The sequence below is a fragment of the Glacieibacterium sp. genome (genome assembly GCF_965200405.1).
GTDB lineage: Bacteria > Pseudomonadota > Alphaproteobacteria > Sphingomonadales > Sphingomonadaceae > Glacieibacterium.
Window position 1 is genome coordinate 1,164,296 of the sequence record NZ_OZ241356.1, and the last position, 21,304, is coordinate 1,185,599.

A 21,304-nucleotide genomic window follows, 5' to 3' on the forward strand; every position below is an offset into this window, starting at 1 on the left:
CTGCCGGCTAGAGCGGCGCTTCGATGACATGGTTCTCGAGCGGGCCGGCATCGTCCTCGCTGATCGTCCAGCCGCGCACCGAGGCGCCGGCGCGGTGGACCGCGTCACGGTCGCCGCTGACGAGGTGGTGCCATTCGGGCAGCCCCTCGCCGCGATGGACGCGCAAATAGGCGCAGGTCGACGGCAGCCAGTCGATCGTGTCGAGCTTGGCCGGCGTCAGGCGCACGCATTCTGGCACGAAGGCATGGCGGTTGCGGTAGTTGGAGCATTGCCCGCTCCGCCGGTCGAGCAATCGGCACGAGACATTGGTCGGCAGCAGCTCGCCGGTGTCCTCGTCCTCGAGCTTGTGGACGCAGCATTTACCGCAGCCGTCGCACAGGCTCTCCCACTGCACGCGGGTCATGGCGCGCAGAGGCACGCGCTCCCAGAAGCGATCATCGGACATATTTGACAAGCTCGTCAGTGACTTGCGCTACCGTCGCGTCATGGCCGAGGAAGCTGATCGGCTTGCCGTCGGGTCCCATCAGGTAAATCACCGCCATGTGATCCATCAGATAGTCCTTGGCACCCGGCGGCCCGGCGCGCTTGGCATAGATGCGATAGGCGCTTTTCGCCGCGTCGATGGCGGCGACGCTGCCGGTCAGGCCGACCAGGCGGGGATGAAAGGCGCTGGTAAACTGCTTGAGAACCGCTGGCGTGTCGCGCTCCGGGTCGACGGTGATGAACACCGGCACGACCTTGGCGCCGAGCAGCGGCTGCTGCTTTTCGAATGCCGCGAGCCCGGCCGACATCTTCTGCGTATCGAGCGGGCAGACATCGGGACAGAAGGTGTAGCCGAAATAGACCAGCGCATAGCGGCCCTGCAGGTCGCGATCGGTGAATGGCTTGCCGTTCTGGTCGATCAACGAAAACGGGCCGCCGATGTTCGACCCGACCAGCGGACCGGCGGGAGCCGCAGGTCGCGACGCCAGCATCAGGGTACCGGCCAGCAGCGCTACGCCGAGCAGGATCGCAACGAGTAACAGGCTGCGGCGGCTATTCATCCGGGGTTGCTCGACCTAAAGCTAGGAACGACGAGCGTGTGACATAGGTGGGAGTAGTGACGATGTCGACCTGGCGGACAAGGATAGCGGTGTCGCTGGCGATGGTCGCGGTACTTGGTGCGAACGTCCCGGCCGCTGCCCAATTCTCGGCTTCGTATAATTTCCTCAAGGCGGTGAAGGACAAGGACGGCGGCGCCGCGACCAAGATCCTCGACACGCCGGGCTCGACCTTCGTCAATGTTCGCGATGGCGGCGACGGCGACACCGCGTTGCTGATGGTGGTCAAGCGCCGCGACCTGGGCTGGGTCGGCTTCCTGTTGCAGCGCGGCGCCAATCCCAATCTTGCCGACCGCGACGGCTCGACGCCGCTGCTGCTGGCGGCGACGACCGGGTTTTCGGAAGCGGTGAAGGTGCTGCTGGTGGTGCGCGCCCAGGTCGATGTCGCCAACCGGCTCGGCGAAACCGCGTTGATCAAGGCGGTGCAGGCGCGTGACGAGGCATCGGTGAAGATGCTGCTCGATGCCGGCGCCAATCCCGACCGTACCGACAACACCGGCGGCAGCGCGCGCAGCTATGCCGCAGCCGATGCCCGCGGTGGCCCCGTCGCGCGCCTGCTCAAGGCCGCACCGGCGCGCAAGTCGCCCCAGATGCAGGGCCCGTCGCTCTGACCGACTGGCGACGGCAACGCGATTAATCGCACCGCGCTTATGCCGCATGGCTGGCGTAGCGCTGCACGGCTAGTCTGACACCATGGACCAGTCGCTCTCGCTCGTCGCAGCGGCGCTCGAGCGCCCGGGCGTCCGTGTCCGGACGCTGGTGACGCTGCGCTGGATCGCCATCGGCGGCCAGTGCGCGACTCTTGTCTATGTCGGTCTGTACCTGCGCTTTCCGCTGTTGTGGCCGTCGCTGATCTCTGCCGTGCTCGCCGCGGCGGTGCTCAACGTCGGGCTGGGGACGCTGTACCCGCGCAATGCCCGGCTGCAGGGTAATGCCGTGCTGCTCCACCTCGCCTTCGACCTGGTGCAGGCCGGTGTGCTGCTGTTCCTGACCGGCGGCATCGCCAATCCCTTCGCCGTGCTGATCGTCGTGCCGGTGACGATAGCCGCGTCGCTGCTGCCGGCGCGAGCCATGGCGATGCTGGTGACGCTGGCCGGGGTCGTGCTGTTCCTGCTCTGGCATTGGGCGATGCCGCTGCCGTGGCTGGGTGAGCTGCCACGACTGCCGATGCTGTACCAGTTCGGCGCGCTGGTTGCCGTGGCGATCGCGACGATCTTTCTTGGCGGCTATGTCTGGCAGGTTTCCGCCGAAGCCCGCGGCCGCGGTCGTGCGCTGGTCGCGACCGAGGCGGCGCTGGAGCGCGAGGCCAAGATGGCGGCCCTTGGCGCGCTCGCCGCCGCCGCCGCGCATGAGCTTGGCGGTCCGCTCGGCACCATTACGCTGATCGCCCGCGACCTGCGGGCCGCGCTGGGCAACGATCCGGTCTATGGCAAGGACGTCCGCCTGCTCGATGCCGAGGCGGCCCGCAGTCGCAGTATCCTGGTCGGCATCGCCCGCCGCGCCGAGGCCGACGAGCCGCTACCCAGCCTGCCCCTCGACGCCGTGCTGCACGAAGTCGTCGCCTCGCAGGGGCCGGCGCGCGTGCCGGTGACCGTGCACGCCGGCAAGGACTTGCCGGTGGTGCGCCGCACCCCGGAACTGCTCCACGGCCTGGCCAATCTGGTCGACAATGCCGTGCGCCACGCCGGCTCGGCAGTGACGCTGGCGGTACAGGCGGACCGCCGCAGTGTCGCAGTGACCGTCACCGACGACGGCCCGGGCTTCCCCGAGGCGCTGCTACCTCGGCTCGGCGAGCCCTATCTCGGACCATCGCGATCCGCCAGCGGCGGCACCGGCCTTGGTATCTTCATCGCGACGACGTTGCTCGAACGCACCGGCGGGCGCATCGTCTTCGCCAACCGCGACGGTGGCGGCGCGCGGGTCGATGTGCGGTGGCAACGCGCCCATATCGAGAGCCCACGCGTTTCGGCGTAACGACTGAACAAGGACTGCACCATGGCTAGCCAGCCCGACTCCGACCCCATGCCAGTGCTGTTGCTGGTCGACGACGATGCGCCGTTCCGCCAGCGGTTGCAGGTCACGCTGGAACGCCGTGGCTATGCCGTCACCGGCTCGGCCAGCCTTGCCGAAGCGCGCGAGGCCATCGTCGGCCTGCGACCCACGCACGCCATCGTCGACATGCGCCTTGGCGATGGCAACGGCCTCGACCTGGTCAACGAGCTGCGCAACCTCGACGCCGACATGCGGATCGTCGTGCTGACGGGTTACGGCAACCTCGCCACCGCCGTCGCGGCGGTCAAGGCCGGTGCCGTCGACTATCTCGCCAAGCCGGCCGATCCAGACGAGATCATCCGCGCGCTGGAAGCCAAGCCCGGCTCGCGTCCCGAAGCGCCCTCGGAGCCGATGTCGGCCGACCGGGTGCGTTGGGAACATATCCAGCGAGTGTACGAGCTGTGCGAGCGCAACGTCTCCGAGACGGCACGACGGCTGAAGATGCACCGGCGGACGCTGCAGCGCATCCTGGCGAAACGCAGTCCGCGCTAGGGCTGTCTGTTTATTCGGACGCCGAGCCCGGATCGGCGGAAGGCCGCGCCTTCGTGCGGATCGAACGCCGTGAAGCGTGCCCTATTCCACCAGCATCTCGGCGACGCCCGGATCGCTTGCCCATAGCAACCGCTGCGCCGCCCGCCGTGCAAAGCGCAGCGTCTCGGCCTTGCGGCGGCTGGCGTTGAGCGGCACCCAGGGTGCGGGCCGCAGTTCGGCAGCATCCCAGCGGTCGGCGACGATCAAGCCGCAGCGCTCGGGCTGGAACCACGGCTCCTCGAATTGCCCGAGCGGAAACCCATCGGGCACCGCCCAGAAAAACCGGTCACAGTAATCGAGATACTCGGGCCATTTCAGGTCGCCGCGCAGATCCGCCATTGATACCTTGATCTCGATGAGGGTGATCCGTCCGGCAGCGTCGAGCCCGACGATATCGGCGCGGCGGCCATTGCCCAAAGGCACCTCCCCGAGCGGCGAGATGCCGGCCCGGTAGAGCAGGCGCGAGACGCCGCGAACGACATCCTGCGAAACCATCGGGGGAGTGGCAGCGAGACTGGCCATGGCCGAGTCTTAGCTGGAACAAGGCAAGAACGCTAGCGCCGAACCCGGCACCACAGCGACTTAGCGATAAAAGACGTGATTACCGATGCGGCTGACGCGCTCCAGATTGCCCCAGTCGGGACGAACCGAGACGGCGTGGAAGGCAGTGGCACGTGGTGCGACCTGCGACCAGCTTTGCGCCTGGGCGATGATCGCGACGGCCTGGGCAGTGCGCCAGTCGTTCGAATTCTCGCTGACGGCGCGGCTGCGGAAGCTGAACTGGCCGGGCTGGTTGACGACGCCGCAGACGCTGCCCGAATAATGGCCCGACGCGACGCGGTTGAGAATGACCTGGGCGACGGCCAGCTGGCCTTCGAGCGGCTCGCCGCGGGCTTCGAAGAACACGGCCTTGGTCAGGCACTTATCTTCCGAATCCACCGGGGTCGCAGGCAGTGCGACGATGGCGGAAACCAGGCTCGACAGGCTAGTGGCGCGGTCCGGTGCGATGTTTGAATCTGTGGTTTCGTCGCTCTGGCCGATCGTCGCTGTCTCGACGGCAATTGCCGGAGTGGCGTTCAGGGCTGGGACGTTGAGGGCAGGTGCGGTGGCGGGGGTGTTCAAAGGTGTCGGGCTGGGCAATTCACCAGCGGCCAAAAGTGCGAAACCAGCGAGCGCAATGCCCGTAAGTCGCGCAAACAATGGGAACTTATGGATCATTCACTCGTCTATCACCCACGGCTTGGTTCCGGTCCGCTGCGAATGGCCGAATTACTGCGGCTGGCCATTCGTGGCTGGGCTGAACACGGTCAAGACCGCTTGGGTTGTCATGCACCGGTCCCGCCCACGGGTCCGGCATTCGTGAACCCTGCATGACCAACACCCGATTTTGGATCAACCCATCGACGACGTTTCGTCGACGAACCGTGCTGCATCCGGGGTGTCGAGTTCGATAATCCATAAATCAGGATCATAATTGCGCTGTCGTTGCAGCCAAGAATCGACCTCGACATCAGTGGCCGCGACTTTCCAGCTATACTTTCCGTCGACGTCGAGGACTCGCTGCAATGCTCGGGTTTCGCCGCCACGACCGCGGTGGACGATCGCGATACTTCCAGCGACTGCGTCACCGCGATTGAGGACTGTCGCGAATCCACCTGCGGCATTGACGCGGCGGATCAAGGCGTTGACCCACAGCCCCGCCGCCAGCCGGGGTTCAGTCAATGCGGTAGCCGTCCAGCCCGGCCAGCGCGATGCGCGACCGCATGAAGGTGCCGGTGCCGCGCCCGACCTCCTCGCCCTCCGCATCGGTCAGCCAGCTCTCGGCGATCAGCACGCGGCGGTGCCCCGAAACCCACCGCCCCTCGGCGACCAGCGGCCCGGGTCCAAGCGGCCGGGTCATCAGGATGTTGAAGGCCGTGGTCAGCATGAAGACTTCGCCGACCAGGCTGTTCGCCGCGTAAAAGGCCGCGTCGTCGAGCAGCTTGAAGTATAGCGAGCCGTGGACCGCGCCGGCCGCATGGAAGTGCTGCGGCCCGGCGATCATCTCGATCCGCGTCGACCCCGCACCCGTAACCGTCAGGTGCGAGGTAAACGCCGAGTTGATCGGCGCCTGGTCGTACAGGCGCTCGAGTCCCCGGAAATGCCCTTGCTGGTCCAACTCAGTTGCGCGGTTCGACCCAGCCGATGCTGCCGTCTTCGCGGCGATAGACCATGTTGTGCGCGCCGGTGCCGCTGTTCTTGAACAGCAACGCATTGGTATTACGCAGGTCGAGCATCATCACCGCGTCGCCGACCGTCGCGTCGGGGATGTCGACGCGAGTCTCGGCGATGATCAGCGGATTGTCCTCGGGCTCCTCCTCGGGCGCTGCGAAGATGGTGTAGGCGGCGTTGTCGATCTCGGGGATGGTCGCGCCGTTCTGCACCGCGTTACCCGGACCGTGGCGATCCTTGAGGCGGCGCAGGTAGCGCCGCAGCTGCTTTTCAACGCGCTCGGCGGCCTGGTCGAAGGCGGGATGCGCGTCGGTGGCGCGGCCGGAGCCCTTGAGGATCAGGTCGGCCATGACATGCATGACGATATCGCACGAGAATCCGCCATAGGGACCGCTGCCCAGCGTCACGTTGGCGCCGATGGTGCGCGGGAAGTATTTGTCGGTGATGGCGGTCAGGCGAGTCTGGACGTGCTCGCGGAACGCCGCTCCGGCGTCGACCTGATGGCCGGAAACGCGAATGTCCATAAACTGACTCCTAGCTGTTGGGGGTAGAGTGTAGCCCCCAAAGCAACGTCAGGACAACCAGAGCGGGTCCTTCAGCGTCCCGACGAACGCCGCGTGGCGCAACAATTCCGCGTCGGACGCCGCATGGGCGCGAACGGCATGGGTGACGCGCGTCGGCTCGGGCGCCGCCTCGACGATATCGGCGGCAAGGTCGAAGCCGATCTGGCGGCCCCCGGTGAGCTCGACATAGACCCGCGCCAGCAGTTCGGCGTCGATCAGGGCGCCGTGCTTGGTGCGCTGCGACAGGTCGATGCCATAGCGATTGCACAGCGCGTCGAGCGTGTGCTTGGCGCCCGGATGCTTCTTGCGCGACAGTTCCAGCGTGCAGACGGCGCGCGAATTGGCGATCACCGGCATGCGGGCCCGCATCAGCTCGTAGTTGATGAAGCCGAAGTCGAAGACCGCGTTGTGCGCGACCAGCGGCGAGTCCTGGATGAAGTCGAGGAACTCGTCGACCACCGCCTCGAAGATCGGCTGGCCGGTCAGAAAGGCGCTGCTCAGGCCGTGGACGCCCTGCGCGTCCTTGGGCATCGGCCGGCACGGGTCGATATAGGTGTGGAAGGTCCGCCCGGTGACGACCCGCCCGATCATCTCGAGCGCGCCGATCTCCACCACGCGGTGGCCATCGCCAGGCATGATGCCAGTGGTTTCAGTGTCGAAAACGATTTCACGCATGCCGCGCTCTATCGTCTTTTGGCGGCCGCTAGACAAGCCACGACGCGCTTTACGGCATGGCGCGTGGCAATCAGGCTGCTGCCGGTCGGGATGACGATATCGGCGCGGGCGCGCTTCTCGGCGTCGGGCATCTGGGCGGCGAGGATGGCGGCGAACTTGGCCTCGGTCATGCCGGGGCGAGCCATGACGCGGGCGCGCTGGACCTCGGGCGGGGCGGAGACGACGACGGTGACGTCGACCTTGGCGTGGCCGCCCTTTTCGAACAGCAGCGGGATGTCGAGCACGACGACCGGCTTGCGGCGGTGACGGAGCAGGAAACGCTTTTGCAGCGCGCCGACCATCGGGTGGACGATCGCCTCGAGGCGTTTCATCCCGGCGGGATCGCCGAACACCGCGGCGCCGAGTCTCGGACGGTCGAGGCCGTTGGCGTTGGTGGTGCCGGGAAACGCCGCCTCGATCGCCGGCAGCGCTGCACCGCCGGGGCCTTGCAGAGTGTGGACCGCCGCATCTGCATCGAACACCGGCAGGCCGAGCCGCGCGAACATCGCCGCCACGGTCGACTTGCCCATGCCGATCGACCCGGTCAGCCCGACGACGATCATCTGGTCAGCAGGGCGCGCAGCTCGGCATCGGCATCGCGCGGCGGGGCGGCGTCGAAGAAGATCTCGAACGCCGCCGCTGCCTGGCCGATCAGCATCTCCAGCCCGTCGACGGTCTCCAGCTCGCGCGCCCGCGCCGCCGCCAGCAACGGCGTCTCCAGCGGCGCATAGACGATATCGTAGACCACCGCCGTCTCGGGTAGCGGCGACAGGTCGATGTCGAGCGGCGGCTGGCCGACCATGCCCAGCGAAGTCGCATTGACCAGCAGCGCGGCGGGCGGCAGCGGCGCGCTCATCGGCAGGACCTTGCCCTTCAGGCCAAAGCGCGCCAGCAGCCCGGCGCCCTTCAACGGCGAGCGGGCGAGCAACGTCACCGGGCCGACGTCGCAGCGTGACAGCGCGAACAGGATCGCCCGCGCCGCGCCGCCCGCGCCGATGACGACGACGCTCTGCCCGGCCAGGTCGAGCCCGGCGATCGGCGCATAAAAGCCACCCGCGTCGGTGTTGGTGCCGAAGACGCTGCCATCCGGCCGGCGCACCAGCGTGTTGACTGCCCCGATACTGCCGCGGACGCCGCCGGGATCTTCGACAAGGTCCATCACCGCAATCTTGTGCGGGATGGTGACGTTGGCACCCCGCCAGGCCGGGTCGTCGCGCCGGCTCGCGATATAATCCGCCAACCCGTCGGGGGTGACGTGCGTGGCGCGGTAATCGGCGTCGAGACCCAGCTTGCCGAGCCAGAACTTGTGGATGGCAGGCGATTTCGAGTGTGCGATCGGATCGCCGATCACCTCGGCATAAGGCTGGCTCACGACGCCACCACGCCGCGCACGCGCAGGAAATCGAGGACCTGCAGCAGCGGCAGGCCCAACACGGTGAAGTGACTGCCCGTCACCTTGGTGAACAGCTGCGCCCCCAGGCCTTCCAGCCGATACGCGCCGACCGAGCCGAGCACCGCATCGCCCTCGCGGTCGAGATATTCGGCGATGAACGCATCCGACAGCGGCCGCATCGTCAGTCGCGCCGTGTCCACCACCCGCCAGATCGCCTTGCCGTCGAGCGCGATCACCGCGCCGCAGACCAGCCGGTGCTCGACGCCCATCAACAGCCGCAGATGCGCCTCCGCCCCGGCGCGGCCCTCGGGCTTGTCGAGCGTCCCGCCGCCGGGCAGCTCCAGCACCTGGTCCGACCCCAGCACCAGCACGCCCGGCAACCGTCGCGACACCTGGCACGCCTTGATCTCGGCCAGCGCGTCGGCGATCTCGCGCGCCCCGGCCCCCTCGCCCAGCAACGCCGCCTTGATCTCGCTCTCGTCGACGTTCGGCGGCACCACGGCAAAGTCGATCCCAGCGGCGCGCAGCATCGCCTGGCGGGTGACGCTGCCCGACGCCAGCACCAGCTCGGTCATTCGGCGACTCCGTTCGCCGCATCGGCGCGGGCCTGGTACAGATTGACGATCGCCGCCGCGGTTTCCTCGATCGAGCGCCGCGTCACGTCGATCACCGGCACGTCATGGTCGGCGAACAGCCGCCGCGCGAAGGCGACCTCGGTGGTGACCTGCTCCATGTCGACATAGTCGGTGTCGGGCGTCTGGTTGATCGTCAGCAGGCGGTTGCGCCGGATCGCGACCAGCCGCTCCGGACTGGTGGTCAGCCCGACGATCAGCGGATTGCTCAGCCGGAACAGCTCGGGCGGCGGCGGCGACTGCGGCACCACTGGCATGTTGGCGGTCTTGTAGCCGCGGTTCGCCAGGTAGATCGCGGTCGGCGTCTTGGAACTGCGCGACACGCCGGCGAGGACGATGTCGGCTTCCTCCCAATCGTCGGCGCCCTGCCCGTCGTCGTGCGCCATGGTGTAGTGAATGGCATCGACGCGGCGGAAATAGGCGTCGTCCATCAGATGCTGCCGCCCCGGCCGCGTCGTCTGCGCCTGCCCGAGCAGTTGCGCCAATGCGGCAATCGTCGGGTCGAGCGCCGAGACCATCGGCAGGCCCATGGCGATGCAGCGCGTCTCCAGCCGGTCGCGCACCGGCCCCGCGATCAGGGTGTACAGCACCAGACCCGGCCGCTTGGCGATCTCCAGCAGGACCCGGTCGAGATGCCCTTCGCTGCGCACCATCGGCCAGAAATGCTTGATGCCCTCGACCCCCTCGAAGCGCGCCAGGCCGGCCTTGGCGACCGACTCGAGGGTCTCGCCGGTCGAGTCCGATACGAGGTGCAGATGCAGCCGCGTCATATTCGAACAAGCCTGGGGATAAACATCGATGAGATGGTTAGTGAAACGGGTGGAATCCGGCAAGGCTGCGATTCCGGTCCCTCGTGCACAGTCCCGCCGGGCGGCCATGAACGTGTGAAGAATACACAGATGCCCCTGTGGACAACGGGGATAGATCGAGCGACTCGTGGCGGCCCGGCGAGTCGCCGCGAATTGCCGGTGTGGGTTGAATCGCGACCACCGGCTTATCCCCCGGACTCACCGCACCACTACCACTTCAGATTCCTTTAGATTCTTTGCAGAGTAGTAGTGGGACGATTGGGCGCGCGTTCTCGAACGACGATTTCGGGGGGATTTGCGCCGCCGGTCCGCCCCCGGTCAAAGAAGCTTTGCAACGTCGCGTCGCGCACGGCATTGAAGCCTCCAAGCGCCAAGGGGACCCATGACCACGCCGCCAAGTTCTTCACCGCTGCTGGCCGTGCTCGCCGGCGAGAAGCCGGTCCTGCCGCCGGTCTGGCTGATGCGTCAGGCCGGGCGTTACCTGCCCGAGTACAGGGCCCTGCGAGAAGCCAAGGGCGGCTTTCTCAATCTGGTCTATGACAGCGAGGCCGCCGCCGAGATCACGCTGCAGCCGATCAGGCGCTTTGCCATGGACGGCGCCATCCTGTTTTCCGACATCCTGATCGTGCCGCATGCGCTGGGCCAGGACCTGACCTTCGGGCCGGGCGAGGGGCCGCGTCTCACTCCGGCGCTGCTCGACGGTGCCTTCGACGCGCTCGACGCCGCGCCGGATCGCTTCCAGCCTATCTATGACACGGTGCGCCGGGTTCGTGCCGCACTGGGTCCCGAGACGGCGATGCTGGGCTTTGCCGGCAGTCCGTGGACGGTGGCGACCTATATGGTGGCAGGCCAGGGCAGCAAGGATCATGCCGAGGCCCGGCGGCTGGCCTATCGCGACCCGGTCGCCTTCCAGGCGCTGATCGACCGCATCGTCCACACCACCGTCGATTACCTGTCGGGACAGATCGCCGCCGGTGCGCAGGCGGTGCAGTTGTTCGACAGCTGGGCCGGCAGTCTTGCACCCGCGGAGTTCGAACGCTGGGTGATCGCCCCAACTGCGGCCATCGTCGGCCGGTTGATGGTGCGCCACGGCGACGTGCCGATCATCGGCTTCCCGAAAGGCGCCGGGGCCAAGCTCGCGGCCTATGCCGCCGAGACCGGCATCGACGCGGTCGGGCTGGACGAGACCATCGATCCGGCCTGGGCCGACGCGATGCTGCCGCCTGGCATGCCGGTGCAGGGTAACCTCGACCCGCTGGCGCTGATCGCCGGCGGCCAGCCGCTGCGCGAGGGCGTCGCCCGCGTCATGGCGGCGTTCGAGCAGCGCCCGCACATCTTCAATCTCGGCCACGGCATCCTGCAGGACACGCCGATCGCGCATGTCGAGGAGCTGCTGCGCATCGTCAGGAACGCGGCATGATCGGCTGGCTCGGCGCGGCCTACCCTTGGGTCAAGGCGTTCCACGTCATTGCCGTGATCTTCTGGATCGCCGGGCTGTTCATGCTGCCGCGCTTCCTGGTCTACCAGATGGCAGCAACGCCGGGTTCGGCCGAGGACCGGCTGTGGAACGAGCGCAACGCCCGGATCAAGCGGATCATCCTCAATCCCGGGATCATCCTGGTCTGGGTGCTCGGCCTGATGGTCGCGACCAGCTATGGTTTTGCCGGCCAGGGCTGGCTGCACGCCAAGATCGCGCTGGTCGTATTGTTGTCGGGCTATCACGGCTGGCTCAGCGCAACCGCCAAGAAGTTCGCGCGCGGCGAGCGGCCCTATGCCGAAAAGACCATGCGCCTGATGAACGAGGTACCGGCGCTGGCGACGATCCTGATCGTCATTCTGGTGGTGGTCAAACCGTTCTCGTATTGACTGTCGTCCGGTCCGAGCTTACGTCTTCGGGTAGCACCGTCATCCTGACGGGCCGCTCCCCTAAGTCCGCCATCGCCAGAGACTCTTTCGCGACAGAGCATGGACTCCTTTTCACGAGACCTTGAATGCACCTTCACGATCTGAAGCGCAAAACCCCCGCCGAACTCGTCGCCATGGCCGAGGAACTGGGGGTCGAGAACGCCTCGACACTGCGCAAGCAGGACATCCAGTTCGCCATCCTCAAGACCGAGGCCGAAAACGGCAAGATGATCATGGGCACCGGCACCGTCGAGGTGCTGCCCGATGGCTTCGGCTTCCTGCGCTCCGCCGAGTCCAACTATCTCGCCGGTCCCGACGACATCTACGTCTCGCCCCAACAGGTTCGCAAGTTCGGCGTCCGCACCGGCGACACGCTGGAGGGCGAGATCCGCGCCCCCAAGGACGGCGAGCGTTATTTCGCGCTGACCAAGCTGACCGCGATCAATTTCGACGACCCCGACGTCGTCCGCCACCGCGTCAATTTCGACAATCTGACGCCACTGTATCCTGACGAGAAGCTGCGCTTCGACACGCTGGACCCGACGGTCAAGGACAAGTCGGCGCGGGTCATCGATATCATCGCGCCGCTTGGCAAGGGTCAGCGCTGCCTCATCGTCGCCCCGCCACGGGTGGGTAAGACGATCATGATGCAGAATATCGCCCGGGCGATCTCGACCAACCACCCGGAGATCTACCTGATCGTGCTGCTCATTGACGAGCGGCCCGAGGAAGTCACCGACATGCAGCGCACCGTCAACGGCGAGGTCATCAGCTCGACCTTCGACGAGCCCGCGACGCGCCACGTCCAGGTCGCCGAGATGGTCATCGAAAAGGCCAAGCGCCTGGTCGAGCACAAGCGCGACGTCGTCATCCTGCTCGACAACATCACCCGCCTCGGCCGCGCCTACAACACCGTCGTGCCGTCGTCCGGCAAGGTGCTGACCGGCGGTGTCGACGCCAACGCCCTGCAGCGGCCGAAGCGCTTCTTCGGTGCGGCGCGCAACATCGAGGAGGGCGGCTCGCTGACGATCATCTCGACCGCGCTGATCGACACCGGCAGCCGCATGGACGAGGTCATCTTCGAGGAGTTCAAGGGTACCGGTAACTCCGAAATCATCCTCGATCGCAAGATCGCCGACAAGCGCGTCTTCCCGGCCATCGACATCGGCAAGTCGGGCACCCGCAAGGAGGAGCTGCTGGTCGATAAGCAGACCCTGTCCAAAATGTGGGTCCTGCGCCGCATCCTGATGCAGATGGGCACCATCGACGCGATGGAGTTTCTGCTCGACAAGATGAAGGACTCGAAGACGAACGAGGACTTTTTTGATGCGATGAATCACTAGCGAGCGCGGCCAAGCTTAAGCGGGGGAACGCCCTTGCGTTGCCCCGCTTAAGCGCGGACTCGCGCCGCTACGGCCGGCGGGGTGAGCGACCTTCCGCTCACCCCGTCCGACGACGCGGCTTTGCCGCGGCCCCTCGCTTCCTACCTACCTACCGCCCGCCGCAATCGATTGCGCACCACCCCCCACCCCGCTAACACCCTCGCCACTCGCCTGGACCCGGTGCAACCCCGGGTGGCTCTTCCGGCCGCCAATCCGCCGGACAACGCATTTCGCCCCCGCCTAACCCAAGCGGCCCCGCGAAACCTGCGGACACCCTCGCCAAATGAACGCACACTCCATCTCCCGTTACCGCGCCGAATGGTTCGCCAGTCCCGGCGGCGCCCGGCGCGACATCTTCGCAGGCATGGTCGGCACCTTCGCCCTGATCCCCGAGGTCATTGCCTTTTCCGTCGTCGCCGGCATCGACCCGGAGGTCGGGCTGTTCGCATCCTTCATCATCGGCATCGTCATCGCCTTCGCCGGTGGCCGCCCGGCGATGATCTCGGGTGCCGCCGGTTCGGTCGCGCTGGTCGCGGCGGCGCTGGTCCATGCGCACGGCCTGAATTACCTGCTCGCCGCGACGCTGCTGGCGGGGCTGTTCCAGATCGTCTTCGGGCTGGTGAAGCTGGACGTGCTGCTGCGCTTCGTGTCGCGGTCGGTTCGCACCGGCTTCGTCAACGCGCTGGCGATCCTGATCTTCTCGGCGCAGGTGCCGCAGATGCTCGGCGTCGGCTGGCAGACCTATGCGATGATCGCCGCGGGCCTGGCGATCATCTACCTGCTGCCGCGCCTGACCACCGCCATCCCGTCGCCGCTGATCTGCATCGTCGTGCTGACCTTGATCAGTGCGGCGTTCCCGATGCCGATCCACACCATTGCCGACCTTGGCCGGCTGCCGTCGGCGCTGCCGTCGTTCGGCTTTCCGCAGGTGCCGCTTGCCTGGGAGACGCTGCGGATCATCGCGCCCTACGCTTTTGCCATGGCCGCGGTAGGGCTGCTCGAATCGATGATGACCGCCAGCGTCGTCGACGAGCTGACCGAGACCGGCAGTTCCAAGGCGCGCGAGTGCACCGGGCTGGGCTTGGCCAATGTTGCGGCGGGGCTGTTCGGCGGCATCGCCGGCTGCGGCATGATCGGGCAGACGGTGGGCAATGTCCGCTATGGCGGGCGCGGCAGGCTGTCGACGCTGGTCGCGGGCGTGTTCCTGCTGGTCGTCATGGTGCCACTGCGCCCCTGGGTGGCTCAGGTGCCGGTCGCGGCCCTGGTGGCGATCATGATCATGGTATCGATCAGCACCTTCTCATGGGGCTCGCTGGCCGACCTGGCGCGGCATCCCAAGGTCTCGGGTGTCGTCATGCTGGCGACGGTGGCGGTTACCGTCGCGACGCACGACCTGTCCGCCGGCGTCGCGGTGGGCGTCCTGCTCAGCGGCGTATTCTTCGCCTTCAAGGTGACGCGCCTGATGGACGTGGCGGTCGACCATGACGACGCTACCGACACGCGGCGCTACACCGTCTCCGGCCAGGTTTTTTTCGCTAGCGCCGACATCTTCGCCGACCGCTTCGACCTGCGCGACACGGCACGCCGTGTCCGCATCGACCTGACCGCGGCGCATCTGTGGGACATCACCGCCGTCGGCGCGCTCGAGGACGTCGTCACCAAGCTGCGCCGCCACGGTGCCGCGGTCGAGCTGATCGGCCTGAACGAGGCGAGCGCGGTCCTCGTCGACCGCCACGCCCCGCTGATCCGTTAGCCCTGCCCGAGGTCGCGACGCGCCAGCAGGCGCAGGCGCAGCGCGTTGAGCTTGATGAACCCTTCCGCGTCGCGCTGGTCATAGGCACCCGCGTCGTCCTCGAAGGTCACGATGCCCGGCGAGTAGAGCGAGAACGGCGACTTGCGGCCGACGACGGTGGCGCTGCCCTTGTACAGTTTCAGGCGCACGGTGCCGGTGACCCGCGTCTGGCTGTGGTCGATGGCGGCCTGGAGCATCTCGCGCTCCGGGCTGAACCAGAAGCCGTTGTAGATCAGGCCGGCATACTTCGGTCCGAGCTCGTCCTTCAAATGCATCGCGCCGCGATCCAGCGTGATCTGCTCGATGCCGCGGTGGGCGATGTGCAGGATGGTGCCGCCCGGCGTCTCGTACATGCCGCGCGACTTCATGCCGACGAAGCGGTTCTCGACCAGGTCGAGCCGGCCGATGCCGTGGGTCTTGCCGAGGTCGTTCAGCCGCGCCAGCAGCGATGCGGGCGAGAATTGCTCGCCGTCGACCGCCACCGGGTCGCCGCGCTCGAAATCGACGGTGATGTACTGCGGCGTCGTCGGCGCGTCCTCGGGGTTGTCGGTGCGCGAATAGACATAGTCGGGCACCTCCATCCACGGATCCTCGAGCACCTTGCCCTCCGACGAGGTGTGCAGGATGTTGGCGTCGGTCGAAAACGGTGACTCGCCGCGCTTGTCGCGGGGAATCGGAATCTGGTGCTGTTCGGCGAACTCGATCAGCGCCTCGCGGCTGGTCAGGTCCCACTCGCGCCACGGCGCGATGATGCGGATGTCGGGGTTGAGCGCGTAATAGCCGAGCTCGAAGCGGACCTGGTCGTTGCCCTTGCCGGTCGCGCCGTGGCTGACCGCATCGGCGCCGACCATCTTGGCGATCTCGATCTGCTTCTTGGCGATCAGCGGCCGGGCGATCGAGGTGCCGAGCAGATATTGCCCCTCGTACAGCGCGTTGGCGCGCATCATCGGGAAGACGTAATCGCGCACGAACTCCTCGCGCAGGTCCTCGATGAAGATTTCGCGGACGCCCATCAGCTCGGCCTTGCGCCGCGCCGGCTCCAGCTCCTCGCCCTGGCCGAGGTCGGCGGTGAAGGTCACGACCTCGCAATTATAGGTCTGTTGCAACCACTTGAGGATGACCGAGGTATCGAGGCCGCCCGAAAAGGCCAGCACGACCTTCTTCACGGCACCATCGGCATTGCCGAGACCGGTGAACTTCTTGACGTCCTGGGACACGGGCAGACCTTCTCGATCGGTAGGGCAAAAGCGCGCGCACCATAGCGGCGGTGGCGACGCATGCAACGCATCGCTGAGTCTTTCGTTGTGCACTGCAACAAAGGATAGCCGCATGGATCCGATCGACCCGAGACTCAAGGCCTGCATCGAAGCCTGCAACCGCTGTCACGGCAGCTGCCTGGCGATGGCGATGAACCATTGCCTCGAGGAAGGCGGCGAGCATGTCGCCCCCAAGCATTTCCGCCTGATGGCCGATTGCGCGCAGATCTGCGCCACCGCCGCCGACTTCATGCTGCGCTCGTCGGAGTTTCACGCCGCGATCTGCGCTGCTTGCGCCCGGGTCTGCGATGCCTGCGCCGAAAGCTGCGAGGGTCTCGACGGCATGGAGGATTGCATCGCCGCCTGCCGCGCTTGTGCCGACAGCTGCCGCGAGATGGCCGGCTGAGCGATCACGGCGCCGACCATCGCGCCCCCGCGCGGGGTCAGTCGCGCGACACGAAGGCGATCATGCTGCTGTCGGGCGACCATGCCGTAGCGTCAAGCGATCCCGGCCCGCCGACGAAGTGCGACAGCGTCGCCGTTTTCTCCGGGACCGGGACACCATTTTCTACCGGCATCAGCTTAAGGGTGACGTCGGCGCCGTCGGGCACAGCTGCTGATGCGCCATCGGTCGAAAGATAGGCCAGCCACTTGCCATCGGGCGACGGGCGCGGATCGAAGGCGCTGCCGTCGCCGGTGGCGATTCCGGTATCGCCGCTGCCGTCCGGTCGGCGGCGGGTCAGGACCGACCGGCCGCCGCTGGCGGCGCTGGTATAGATCCAGTCGGCGGGCTTTGGTGCGGGTGCCAGCGCCGGCGTCGCTCCCGGCACTTTGGTAACGACGCTGCTGTCCCAGGCGACGTGGCGGTAAAGCGTCGGGCCGGAGCGGTACAGGATCGACTTGCCGTCGCTCGACCAGCCCGCGACATCGATGCGGCCCGGCAGGTGGTGCAGCGCGGTCTGCTCGGCGACCGTCGACACCAGCATGGTCTGCAGGGTCGACACCGAGGTCTTCGCCGGCCGAAGGGTGAGCGGCGCGATGCGAACGTTGCGGAACGCCATGGTCTCACGCGCGCCGTCGTCATGCGCACACACGCCCAGGCCGATGTAATAAGTGCCTGAAATCTTGAGCTTGAACGAGCCACCGGCGCGGTGGAGCTTACCGTCCGGCCCCGGCACGGACAGATAGGCATAGTCGCCGATCTTCTCGAGCTTGACGGTCTGCTGGCGGTCGGTGTCGATCCAGATCAGCCGGGTCGGGCCACCTTTGACTTCGCGATATTGCAGCGAAAGCTGGTGGTTGCCCATGCGCAGCACGTCGACATAGGCGGAGTCGGGATCGAGATCCTGGCGCAGGATGATGCCGCCCTTGCGGTGGATATAGCCGAGCGCATTGGCCGCCGGCGTCGGGCTGATGAAATCGAGGTCGGCCTGCGCCACGACGTCGCCCGACATCTTCTTCCAGGCGAACTGGAACGCGTCGTGATCCGCCCACATGTTCTGGCCGCCGCCGGAGACGCGGTAGGTCCCCGTCGCCGCTTTGAAGCTGGTCGCGCCGGCAAGCTTGGGACCACCGATATCGGCATGATCGACGAACTGGCCGGCCGGCTCGGCACCCGCCGCGCTGGCGATCGAGAGCATTGCCAGCATCGCTCCGGCGCCAAGGATGGCGGTGCGGTGCTTGATTCGATCGAGCATGGTCTCTCCCCACGGCATTATCTCGATTGCCGATATCCTATACGATATATCCGTCGTGGGTCGTGTCGGGAAGCGCTGATATCGGCTGGTGACCCAAAGCAGAGGCGTACCTGGCCGGACCTTAGCCCAGCGCCCGATAGCGCTGCTCAGCCGCCGCCATATAGTCACGCGTCAGCGGCAGCGCGTCGCGGCGCTTGGTCAGCTGAACCTGGACGTTCATATGGCCGTCGTTGCGGAATGCGGCGGTCGCGGCGGCGAGGTAGAACAGCCACATGCGGTAGAAGCGCTCGTCGTACAGCGCGACGATCTCGGCCTTGTGGGCGACGCAACGGCGGTACCAGTCCTCCAGCGTCAGCGCGTAATGCAGGCGCAGGATCTCAATGTCGGTGATCCACAGCCAGGCCTTCTCCACCGCCGGCACGATCTGCGACAGCGCCGGGGCGTAGCCGCCGGGGAAGATGTACTTGACGGTGAACGGGTCGGTTGCGCCGGGGCCGTCGGCGCGGGCGATGGTGTGGACCAGCGCGACGCCGTCGTCCGCAAGCAGCGCGTGGATCTTGTCGAAATAGGTGCGGTACTGCGGCAGGCCGACATGCTCGAACATGCCGACCGAGACGATGCGGTCGTACGGCCCGGTCAGGGCGCGGTAGTCGATCAGCTCGAACTTGACCTGGTCCGACACGCCGGCGGCGGCGGCGCGCTCGCGGGCGACCTTGAGCTGCTCCTCGGACAGGGTGACCCCCGTGACATGGACCTCGGCGACGCGGTTGAGGTACAGCGCCAGCCCACCCCAGCCGCAGCCGATGTCGAGGACCTTCTGGCCGGGCTTGAGGTCGAGCTTGGCGGCGATGTGCGCCAGCTTGTCGGCCTGCGCCTGCTCGAGGGTGTTGCCGGGGTCGGTGTAATAGGCGCAGCTGTATTGCCGGTCCTTGTCGAGGAACAGGTCGTACAGCCGGTCGCTGAGATCATAATGATGCGCGACGTTGCGCTTCGCCCGCGCCGCCTGGTTGAACTGTCCCAGCCAGCCGGCGAATGCCGCCTGCCGCCACAGTGCGAAGCGCACCGGGTTATCGCGGCTCCAGCGGACGTTATAGGTGACCAGATTGACCAGGTCGTTGATGTCGCCGCGCTCCATGACCAGCCGGCCGTCCATGAAGCCCTCGGAAGCGCCGAGCGGCAGGCTGAACGCCAGCGCACGCGCCGTCGCGGCGGTGGTCAGGCGCATGGTTGCCGGCGCGATGGTGTCGGACGGTTTGCCGTAGCGGTGCTCGACACCCAGATGGTCGATGACGCGGAGGTCGCCGTCGCGGATCATGCGGCTGAAGACGCGGTTCAATAGGTACATGCGCTGTGTCCCGCCCTCAGGCGGCGACCTCCGTCCAGCCGATTTCCTTTTCCGCGGCGGCGCGGTCGAGGTCGGCGCGGCTGATCTTCTCGCTCGACGACTTGAGCTGGCCACAGGCCGCCATGATGTCACGACCGCGCGGACGGCGGACCGGGGCAGAGATGCCGCCGGCGAAGACGATCGAGGAAAAACGCTCGACCCGCTCCGGCGGCGAGCACAGATAGTCGGAGCCGGGCCAGGGGTTGAACGGGATCAGGTTGACCTTGGCGGGCAGGTCGTATTTGCGGATCAGCCGGACCAGCTCATAGGCATCGGCATCGCTGTCGTTCTTGCCGTCGAGCATGACGTATTCGAAGGTGATGCGGCGGGCGTTGTTGGCACCCGGATAGGCGGCGCAGGCGGCGAGCAGTTCCTCGATGCCATAGCGCTTGTTGATCGGCACGATCTCGTCGCGGACTTCCTTGGTGACGGCGTGCAGCGAGACCGCGAGGTTGACGCCGATTTCAGCCCCGGCGCGCGCCATCATCGGCACGACGCCGCTGGTGCTGAGCGTGATCCGGCGCTTGCTGAGGCCCAGGCCGTCGCCGTCCATGACGATGTGCAGCGCGTCGCGGACCGCCTCGAAATTATACAGCGGCTCGCCCATGCCCATCATGACGATGTTGGTCAGCATGCGGCCGTCCTGGCTGGACGGCCATTCGCCGAGTGCGTCGCGCGCCAGCATGACCTGGCCGACGATCTCGCCGGCGGTCAGGTTGCGAACCAGCTTCATCGTGCCGGTGAAACAGAAACGGCAGTTGAGGGTGCAGCCGACCTGGCTCGACACGCACAGCGTGCCGCGATCGGCGTCGGGAATGAAGACGCACTCGGCCTCGTTGCCGTCGTCGAAGCGCAGCAGCCATTTACGGGTGCCGTCACTGGAGACCTGCGCCTCGGTGATCTCTGGGCGGCCGACGACGAAATGCGCGTCGATCAACGCGCGGGCTTCCTTGGAGATGTTGGCCATCGCGTCGATCTCGGTGACGCCGCGGTGATAGACCCAGTTCCAGACCTGCGAGGTCCGCATCTTGGCCGCCTTGGCGTCCATGCCGGCGGCCTCGAAGGCTTCGCGCAGCCGGATCCGGCTGAGACCGACGATCGCAGTCTTGCCGTCGGCGCGCGTCGTTGCAGGACGCGGCACCGGAACCGGATCGACAAGGCCAGGAATTTGCATGCCGGCTATCTAGGCTCCCGGAGCGGCGAAAGAAAGGCGAGCGCCGATCTTTGCCGCTCCGGGGTGTAGCTCAGCGTGGTTGTTCGCGACCGCCCTCGCTGCGGCCGCTGCGACCGCCGCCACGAGGACCGCGGTCGCCGCCGCCGCGATCGCCCTGGAACGACTGCGGCCGGGCCTGTGGCTGGGACTGCGGCTGCGCCTGGAACTGCGCCTGTGGCGGTGCCGGACGCTGGGCCGCCGGGCGCGAGCCATCGGGATTGCCCTGCCGCGGTGGCTGGACATTGCCGCCCGGCGCTATGCCGTCAGGACGGTCCTGCCGGCCGAACTGCCGCCCCGGCTGGCCATCGGGCCGATTGCCGCCACGCCGGTCGAAGCCTCGCCCATCCGGACGCCCGCCCGGCTGACCCGGCTGAAACGTTCCCGGCTGGCCCGGCTGACGGTCGCCCTGGTAATTCGGGCGCCCGTCCCGATCGCCACGCCGCCCATTGTCGAACCCCGGACGCCCATCTCCGGGTCGCCCATAGCCTGGCCTGCCATCACCCGGCCGCCCATATCCCGGTCGACCATCGGGCCGCCCCTGGCGAATCCGGCTTTGCCAGTAATTCCGCTGCTGCTGCGACCAGCTCCGCCGGTTCCCGCCCCGGTCATAAACATAGTAACCCGTTCCAGGATAATAGAAATCTCCGTACCAGCCGAACCCCGCCCCCGC

25 protein-coding genes and 1 other annotated feature are annotated in these 21,304 nt (G+C 67.0%); of the genes, 8 read left to right on the plus strand and 17 right to left on the minus strand.

Annotation, left to right across the window (positions count from 1 at the left end; all coding sequences use genetic code 11):
- Nucleotides 1-7 precede the first annotated feature (7 nt).
- Both ACOFKW_RS05245 and ACOFKW_RS05250 read right to left on the minus strand, forming a co-directional pair.
- Entirely contained in the window at nucleotides 8-445 is a 438-nt protein-coding gene (locus ACOFKW_RS05245; RefSeq protein WP_419816296.1) for a YcgN family cysteine cluster protein, read from the minus strand.
- Nucleotides 435-1,043, minus strand: a complete 609-nt coding sequence (locus ACOFKW_RS05250) for an SCO family protein (RefSeq protein ID WP_419816297.1) — start codon at nucleotides 1,041-1,043, stop codon at nucleotides 435-437. Before ACOFKW_RS05250 ends, ACOFKW_RS05245 begins: the two co-directional genes overlap by 11 nt.
- 62 nt (nucleotides 1,044-1,105) lie before the next feature.
- Between ACOFKW_RS05250 and ACOFKW_RS05255 the strand changes: the two genes are divergently transcribed.
- The 3 genes from ACOFKW_RS05255 (at nucleotide 1,106) to ACOFKW_RS05265 (ending at nucleotide 3,644) form a co-directional block, all read left to right on the plus strand.
- A complete protein-coding gene (locus ACOFKW_RS05255) occupies nucleotides 1,106-1,711 on the plus strand; it encodes an ankyrin repeat domain-containing protein (RefSeq protein WP_419816872.1) in 606 nt (201 codons plus the stop codon).
- 82 nt (nucleotides 1,712-1,793) lie between these two features.
- A complete protein-coding gene (locus ACOFKW_RS05260; protein ID WP_419816298.1) occupies nucleotides 1,794-3,074 on the plus strand; it encodes an ActS/PrrB/RegB family redox-sensitive histidine kinase in 1,281 nt (426 codons plus the stop codon).
- Between the two features lie 21 nt (nucleotides 3,075-3,095).
- Nucleotides 3,096-3,644 (plus strand): ActR/PrrA/RegA family redox response regulator transcription factor, encoded by a 549-nt coding sequence (locus ACOFKW_RS05265; protein ID WP_419816299.1) that lies wholly within the window; start codon nucleotides 3,096-3,098, stop codon nucleotides 3,642-3,644.
- Nucleotides 3,645-3,725: 81 nt separating this feature from the next.
- Here ACOFKW_RS05265 and ACOFKW_RS05270 read toward each other — a convergent pair whose 3' ends face one another.
- From ACOFKW_RS05270 to ACOFKW_RS05315, 10 genes are all read right to left on the minus strand, one after another.
- Nucleotides 3,726-4,205: an MmcB family DNA repair protein gene (locus tag ACOFKW_RS05270; protein ID WP_419816300.1), complete on the minus strand. Its 480-nt coding sequence runs from the start codon at nucleotides 4,203-4,205 to the stop codon at nucleotides 3,726-3,728.
- Nucleotides 4,206-4,265: 60 nt separating this feature from the next.
- Complete coding sequence (locus tag ACOFKW_RS05275; RefSeq protein WP_419816301.1) at nucleotides 4,266-4,901, minus strand: cell wall hydrolase; 636 nt, start codon at nucleotides 4,899-4,901, stop codon at nucleotides 4,266-4,268.
- A gap of 174 nt (nucleotides 4,902-5,075) precedes the next feature.
- The gene (locus ACOFKW_RS05280; protein ID WP_419816302.1) at nucleotides 5,076-5,405 is read right to left on the minus strand and encodes a DUF1491 family protein; all 330 of its coding nucleotides are present in this window, start codon (nucleotides 5,403-5,405) and stop codon (nucleotides 5,076-5,078) included.
- Nucleotides 5,398-5,841 carry a PaaI family thioesterase gene (locus ACOFKW_RS05285; protein WP_419816303.1) on the minus strand — a complete coding sequence of 148 codons (444 nt, stop codon included), beginning with the start codon at nucleotides 5,839-5,841 and terminating at the stop codon, nucleotides 5,398-5,400. The genes ACOFKW_RS05280 and ACOFKW_RS05285 overlap by 8 nt, the downstream gene beginning before the upstream one ends.
- Nucleotide 5,842: 1 nt before the next feature.
- The gene (hpf, locus tag ACOFKW_RS05290) at nucleotides 5,843-6,418 is read right to left on the minus strand and encodes a ribosome hibernation-promoting factor, HPF/YfiA family (RefSeq protein ID WP_419816304.1); all 576 of its coding nucleotides are present in this window, start codon (nucleotides 6,416-6,418) and stop codon (nucleotides 5,843-5,845) included.
- A gap of 48 nt (nucleotides 6,419-6,466) precedes the next feature.
- Nucleotides 6,467-7,132: a DNA polymerase III subunit epsilon gene (dnaQ, locus tag ACOFKW_RS05295; RefSeq protein ID WP_419816305.1), complete on the minus strand. Its 666-nt coding sequence runs from the start codon at nucleotides 7,130-7,132 to the stop codon at nucleotides 6,467-6,469.
- Nucleotides 7,133-7,140: 8 nt separating this feature from the next.
- The gene (coaE, locus tag ACOFKW_RS05300; protein WP_419816306.1) at nucleotides 7,141-7,734 is read right to left on the minus strand and encodes a dephospho-CoA kinase; all 594 of its coding nucleotides are present in this window, start codon (nucleotides 7,732-7,734) and stop codon (nucleotides 7,141-7,143) included.
- Complete coding sequence (gene aroE / locus ACOFKW_RS05305; protein WP_419816307.1) at nucleotides 7,731-8,543, minus strand: shikimate dehydrogenase; 813 nt, start codon at nucleotides 8,541-8,543, stop codon at nucleotides 7,731-7,733. Before aroE ends, coaE begins: the two co-directional genes overlap by 4 nt.
- Complete coding sequence (locus tag ACOFKW_RS05310) at nucleotides 8,540-9,139, minus strand: Maf family protein (protein ID WP_419816308.1); 600 nt, start codon at nucleotides 9,137-9,139, stop codon at nucleotides 8,540-8,542. Before ACOFKW_RS05310 ends, aroE begins: the two co-directional genes overlap by 4 nt.
- Complete coding sequence (locus ACOFKW_RS05315) at nucleotides 9,136-9,966, minus strand: pyruvate, water dikinase regulatory protein (protein WP_419816309.1); 831 nt, start codon at nucleotides 9,964-9,966, stop codon at nucleotides 9,136-9,138. The genes ACOFKW_RS05310 and ACOFKW_RS05315 overlap by 4 nt, the downstream gene beginning before the upstream one ends.
- Before the next feature lie 421 nt (nucleotides 9,967-10,387).
- Here ACOFKW_RS05315 and hemE point away from each other — a divergent pair, with 421 nt between their 5' ends.
- The 4 genes from hemE to ACOFKW_RS05335 all read left to right on the plus strand — a co-directional run bounded on the left by hemE (nucleotide 10,388) and on the right by ACOFKW_RS05335 (nucleotide 15,045).
- Nucleotides 10,388-11,425, plus strand: a complete 1,038-nt coding sequence (gene hemE / locus ACOFKW_RS05320) for a uroporphyrinogen decarboxylase (protein ID WP_419816310.1) — start codon at nucleotides 10,388-10,390, stop codon at nucleotides 11,423-11,425.
- Nucleotides 11,422-11,871, plus strand: a complete 450-nt coding sequence (locus ACOFKW_RS05325) for a CopD family protein (protein ID WP_419816311.1) — start codon at nucleotides 11,422-11,424, stop codon at nucleotides 11,869-11,871. Before hemE ends, ACOFKW_RS05325 begins: the two co-directional genes overlap by 4 nt.
- Nucleotides 11,872-11,996: 125 nt before the next feature.
- Nucleotides 11,997-13,253 carry a transcription termination factor Rho gene (gene rho / locus ACOFKW_RS05330; RefSeq protein WP_419816312.1) on the plus strand — a complete coding sequence of 419 codons (1,257 nt, stop codon included), beginning with the start codon at nucleotides 11,997-11,999 and terminating at the stop codon, nucleotides 13,251-13,253.
- 209 nt (nucleotides 13,254-13,462) lie between these two features.
- Nucleotides 13,463-13,518, plus strand: a sequence feature (sul1 is cis-regulatory element that is thought to sense ions involved in sulfur or methionine metabolism; They are found in Alphaproteobacteria).
- Nucleotides 13,519-13,575: 57 nt separating this feature from the next.
- Nucleotides 13,576-15,045 carry a SulP family inorganic anion transporter gene (locus ACOFKW_RS05335; protein WP_419816313.1) on the plus strand — a complete coding sequence of 490 codons (1,470 nt, stop codon included), beginning with the start codon at nucleotides 13,576-13,578 and terminating at the stop codon, nucleotides 15,043-15,045.
- On the opposite strand, the gene ACOFKW_RS05340 is transcribed toward ACOFKW_RS05335, so the two are convergent.
- Complete coding sequence (locus ACOFKW_RS05340) at nucleotides 15,042-16,250, minus strand: argininosuccinate synthase (protein ID WP_419816873.1); 1,209 nt, start codon at nucleotides 16,248-16,250, stop codon at nucleotides 15,042-15,044. The genes ACOFKW_RS05335 and ACOFKW_RS05340 overlap by 4 nt on opposite strands.
- A 163-nt stretch (nucleotides 16,251-16,413) precedes the next feature.
- Between ACOFKW_RS05340 and ACOFKW_RS05345 the strand changes: the two genes are divergently transcribed.
- The gene (locus tag ACOFKW_RS05345; RefSeq protein WP_419816314.1) at nucleotides 16,414-16,746 is read left to right on the plus strand and encodes a four-helix bundle copper-binding protein; all 333 of its coding nucleotides are present in this window, start codon (nucleotides 16,414-16,416) and stop codon (nucleotides 16,744-16,746) included.
- Between the two features lie 37 nt (nucleotides 16,747-16,783).
- Here the strand turns inward: ACOFKW_RS05345 and ACOFKW_RS05350 are convergent, their stop codons facing one another.
- The 4 genes from ACOFKW_RS05350 to ACOFKW_RS05365 form a co-directional block, all read right to left on the minus strand.
- Entirely contained in the window at nucleotides 16,784-18,037 is a 1,254-nt protein-coding gene (locus ACOFKW_RS05350; RefSeq protein WP_419816315.1) for a TolB family protein, read from the minus strand.
- Between the two features lie 121 nt (nucleotides 18,038-18,158).
- Nucleotides 18,159-19,382 (minus strand): class I SAM-dependent methyltransferase, encoded by a 1,224-nt coding sequence (locus ACOFKW_RS05355; RefSeq protein ID WP_419816316.1) that lies wholly within the window; start codon nucleotides 19,380-19,382, stop codon nucleotides 18,159-18,161.
- A gap of 16 nt (nucleotides 19,383-19,398) precedes the next feature.
- Nucleotides 19,399-20,595 carry a 23S rRNA (adenine(2503)-C(2))-methyltransferase RlmN gene (gene rlmN, locus ACOFKW_RS05360; protein ID WP_419816317.1) on the minus strand — a complete coding sequence of 399 codons (1,197 nt, stop codon included), beginning with the start codon at nucleotides 20,593-20,595 and terminating at the stop codon, nucleotides 19,399-19,401.
- Between the two features lie 294 nt (nucleotides 20,596-20,889).
- On the minus strand, nucleotides 20,890-21,162 hold the full coding sequence (locus ACOFKW_RS05365) for a hypothetical protein (protein WP_419816318.1): 273 nt from the start codon (nucleotides 21,160-21,162) through the stop codon (nucleotides 20,890-20,892).
- Between the last annotated feature and the right edge of the window lie 142 nt (nucleotides 21,163-21,304).

Coding starts and splice junctions, on each gene's coding strand:
- ACOFKW_RS05245 (WP_419816296.1), bottom strand. CDS start 445: ATGTCCGATGATCGCTTCTGGGAGCGCGTGCCTCTGCGCGCCATGACC.
- ACOFKW_RS05250 (WP_419816297.1), bottom strand. CDS start 1,043: ATGAATAGCCGCCGCAGCCTGTTACTCGTTGCGATCCTGCTCGGCGTA.
- ACOFKW_RS05255 (WP_419816872.1), top strand. CDS start 1,106: ATGTCGACCTGGCGGACAAGGATAGCGGTGTCGCTGGCGATGGTCGCG.
- ACOFKW_RS05260 (WP_419816298.1), top strand. CDS start 1,794: ATGGACCAGTCGCTCTCGCTCGTCGCAGCGGCGCTCGAGCGCCCGGGC.
- ACOFKW_RS05265 (WP_419816299.1), top strand. CDS start 3,096: ATGGCTAGCCAGCCCGACTCCGACCCCATGCCAGTGCTGTTGCTGGTC.
- ACOFKW_RS05270 (WP_419816300.1), bottom strand. CDS start 4,205: ATGGCCAGTCTCGCTGCCACTCCCCCGATGGTTTCGCAGGATGTCGTT.
- ACOFKW_RS05275 (WP_419816301.1), bottom strand. CDS start 4,901: ATGATCCATAAGTTCCCATTGTTTGCGCGACTTACGGGCATTGCGCTC.
- hpf (WP_419816304.1), bottom strand. CDS start 6,418: ATGGACATTCGCGTTTCCGGCCATCAGGTCGACGCCGGAGCGGCGTTC.
- dnaQ (WP_419816305.1), bottom strand. CDS start 7,132: ATGCGTGAAATCGTTTTCGACACTGAAACCACTGGCATCATGCCTGGC.
- coaE (WP_419816306.1), bottom strand. CDS start 7,734: ATGATCGTCGTCGGGCTGACCGGGTCGATCGGCATGGGCAAGTCGACC.
- ACOFKW_RS05310 (WP_419816308.1), bottom strand. CDS start 9,139: ATGACCGAGCTGGTGCTGGCGTCGGGCAGCGTCACCCGCCAGGCGATG.
- ACOFKW_RS05315 (WP_419816309.1), bottom strand. CDS start 9,966: ATGACGCGGCTGCATCTGCACCTCGTATCGGACTCGACCGGCGAGACC.
- hemE (WP_419816310.1), top strand. CDS start 10,388: ATGACCACGCCGCCAAGTTCTTCACCGCTGCTGGCCGTGCTCGCCGGC.
- ACOFKW_RS05325 (WP_419816311.1), top strand. CDS start 11,422: ATGATCGGCTGGCTCGGCGCGGCCTACCCTTGGGTCAAGGCGTTCCAC.
- rho (WP_419816312.1), top strand. CDS start 11,997: ATGCACCTTCACGATCTGAAGCGCAAAACCCCCGCCGAACTCGTCGCC.
- ACOFKW_RS05335 (WP_419816313.1), top strand. CDS start 13,576: ATGAACGCACACTCCATCTCCCGTTACCGCGCCGAATGGTTCGCCAGT.
- ACOFKW_RS05345 (WP_419816314.1), top strand. CDS start 16,414: ATGGATCCGATCGACCCGAGACTCAAGGCCTGCATCGAAGCCTGCAAC.
- ACOFKW_RS05350 (WP_419816315.1), bottom strand. CDS start 18,037: ATGCTCGATCGAATCAAGCACCGCACCGCCATCCTTGGCGCCGGAGCG.
- ACOFKW_RS05355 (WP_419816316.1), bottom strand. CDS start 19,382: ATGTACCTATTGAACCGCGTCTTCAGCCGCATGATCCGCGACGGCGAC.
- rlmN (WP_419816317.1), bottom strand. CDS start 20,595: ATGCAAATTCCTGGCCTTGTCGATCCGGTTCCGGTGCCGCGTCCTGCA.
- ACOFKW_RS05365 (WP_419816318.1), bottom strand. CDS start 21,162: ATGGTCGACCGGGATATGGGCGGCCGGGTGATGGCAGGCCAGGCTATG.